At 63.0% G+C, this 2474-nt stretch carries 1 protein-coding gene; it reads right to left on the bottom strand.

What is annotated here, in order from left to right; all coding sequences use genetic code 11:
* Positions 1-2474, bottom strand: a 2474-nt coding sequence (locus tag M4I36_RS14840) for an MBL fold metallo-hydrolase (RefSeq protein WP_258112538.1), incomplete at both ends; no start/stop codon positions are given.

The following is a 2474-nucleotide window of genomic DNA, read 5'->3' as shown; positions in this document are numbered from 1 at the left end:
GCCAACTCCGCCAAAGTCTCTTGCTGTGTTTGCCCGAACTCAGGCGTCAAAAACGTCACTTCCACGCGGTTGTTGCGAAGCGACTTTTTGTAGATGGGGACGCGTTGGTCGAGAAAGCGCCGCTCGACGGCCTGCAGTGCTCGATTGATTTCCATGCGTCCACCCTCGACGGAAGCGGAAGAAGGAACCGGGGAGGCTTTCGCAGACGTGCCTGCCTCGAACCGAAGCAGCCATCCGGTCGTGTCCTGAAAGCGATGCAGGGCCGCTTTTTCGGCGTCTTCCGGAAGCGGCCGGGTGATCCGTTGCACCAGCAGCTTCTTTTGGGTGTGGAGGCTCGGGGGCCCGAAGGGGACACTACCGACCGCGCGCGTCGACTGGTGGGCCACGTGGGCCAATTGCTCCAAATTCACTTTGTCGGTCCATTCGATCTTCCAGCCGGTCTCTCGTTCAAGGCTTGCCGCAAGCTCCCTAGCCTCGGGATCCGGTAAGACATCCGGGAAGGATACCGACAGCTTAAGGGCGCTCCTTGGCAGATCGAGCCCGACTTTGTGGAGTCCGAAGTGGTCAGGAACGCGCGCTTGAACTCGGCGGATCGCTTCGTTTTGTTCCAAGCGCCCGTTCGTCTTGGCTTGGCCTGCGCGGACGACTTGGACGGTGCCGCCTACAACCTTCGTGAGCGCACGGGCGATGGCGTCTTCGTCGAGTGCCCCGTTCGCTTCGAGGATCGGGATCGCAATCCGCTTCTCCAGCGGGAACAGCTTCGGAGGTTGCGTCAAGACCCCCGGCAAGTGGGCTTCCACGAGCTTCTGAAGCGCCGGAGGATAGACCTGTTCCTCGATGCGATACGTCCAGCCGTTCACGCTGGGGCCTTCGATGGCGTCACGAACGGACGCAGGGATCGCCCAAGGGAAGTGGACGAAGACGCGAAACGTCTGAGTGCTCGGGTCCGACTCGATCTTGCGAAAGCCGTAGGGGGCGAGTTGTTCGGCGACTGCGTCTTTACCGTAGGGGTCGGCCGGGGAGAGCGCCCCACTTTTCTCGGCGAGGAGGTAGGCCAAGCGTTCGGCGGGACGGCCGCCGAAGTATCGTTCGGATGCCAGACACGCTTGGGCTGCTGCCGCCAAACCCTCGATGTACGACTCTGGCGTCTCACCGGGCGGGATGCGCCCGAGGGCGTCTCGAACGAACGCGACGGGAACGCGCTGTAAGGAGCCGTCGAGGAGGCGCACTGTACACGTTCCCCCGGCTTGTTGGGTGCAAGAGCCGAGTTGGAGCGGCCCACCCGGCTCTTGAAAGGCGAGGACTTGCCGCTTCCATGAAGCTACCCGGAGGGGGATTTCTCCGTCCGGGAGTTCGATGCGACCGACGGAGGTTCCTTGGACCTCGTAGGTGCGACCGACCAGGGCGTGCTCCACGGGACACGCCGGAAGGTGGGCGTGAATTTCCCGCGCCAGTCCTGCCTTCGCCTCCTCGTCGCCGTGGACGAGCCATACGTGCCGGGGTCGAACCTCCGCCACGACGTGGGCCAGTTCACGGCGGTCGGCGTGCGCGGAGAGCGCGTATAGGCCGACTTTGGCGCGCACTGGGACGACGCGATCCGGCAACATCCAGCGCCGTTCGCTCGGGTCCTGCTCGGCCAGACGAAGGAGCAGACGGCCTGGGGACTCCTCGTCCTGATAGCCGGTCAAAAAGACGGCGTTGTTCGTTTGGTCCAGGAGTGCGCCTGCATAGAAGACCGCCGGGCCCCCGGAGAGCATGCCGGAGGACGTGACGATGCAAGCGGGCTTCCCCTGGAGGACGAGATTGCGTTGCTCGGGGGAGCGGATGAAGGTGATATCTTCTGGCGCAAACAAACGTCCTTTCGTGTGCAGGGTTCGTTTGGCCGAGCCGTGCAAGAGATGTGGATACGACTCATAGATGGGGCAGATGCGTCGGACCAAACCGTCGACGACGATGGGAAAGGGACGGAGGTCTTTGCGATAGCGCAGGGCGTTTTGGAGGATGAGCAGGACTTCCTGGGCGCGTCCCACGGCGAAGGCGGGGATGAGGACAAAGCCGCCTTGGTCAAGGACGGCGGAGACTTGCTCCACAAGGTCGCTTTCCTGCTGAGAACGGTTGCTGTGGAGGCGCGAACCGTAGGTGGATTCGGTCAGGACGGCATCGTAGTGGGTACCGCGAGGAAGACGAAGCCCGCCTATCAGGCGACCGGGGGTCACGGAATAGTCGCCCGTAAAGAGTACGCTGCCCTCGTCCTCGGTCTCAAAGCCGAGCGCCACGGCGCCAAGAATGTGGCCTGCCGAATACGTCGAGACGCGCACGTTCTGAAAGCGAAACGCCTTGTCTTGGCCCATGACGCGCACACGATCCCAAAGGCTCTCGAGCTGTGCCTCGGTAAAGACGCGAGCATGACCTTCGAGTTGGCTGAGGTGAAGCGCGTCGGCGAGCATGACGCGGGCGATGTCGAGCGTTGGTTG

It is taken from the genome of Alicyclobacillus sp. SP_1, from assembly GCF_024706985.1.
GTDB lineage: Bacteria > Bacillota > Bacilli > Alicyclobacillales > Alicyclobacillaceae > Alicyclobacillus_I.
The sequence above is the reverse complement of the archived record's forward strand: the minus strand, read 5'-3'. Positions and strand labels throughout refer to the sequence as shown.